Below are 231 nucleotides of genomic sequence, written 5' to 3'. Positions count from 1 at the left end.
GGCTCGACGTCCGATCTCACGACGCCTTCCGTTGCTGCCGCTTGGAGGAGGCGAGACGCGGCTGGGGCCAAATGTTCCATCAGGTAAGTCGGCAAGGGGTCGTAAGCCGGATCACCCGAATGCAAGGCCGCGGATAGGCCGCGCTTGGCCGCGACGAATTCGATGAAGCGGTTCAACCACCGCTCCAGCGCCTCGCCAGGCTCATACTGCTCAGCCATGGTCGAGGCTGCC

Annotated in this window: 1 pseudogene; it reads right to left on the bottom strand. The window is 64.5% G+C overall.

Annotated features, from left to right (window positions below):
• A pseudogene (locus tag KBI52_RS33725) lies at positions 1-218 on the bottom strand (TetR family transcriptional regulator); the annotation flags it as partial.
• Positions 219-231 lie beyond the last annotated feature (13 nt).

This window comes from Microvirga sp. HBU67558, from assembly GCF_018069605.1.
Taxonomy (GTDB): domain Bacteria; phylum Pseudomonadota; class Alphaproteobacteria; order Rhizobiales; family Beijerinckiaceae; genus Microvirga; species Microvirga terrae.
The sequence above is the reverse complement of the archived record's forward strand: the minus strand, read 5'-3'. Positions and strand labels throughout refer to the sequence as shown.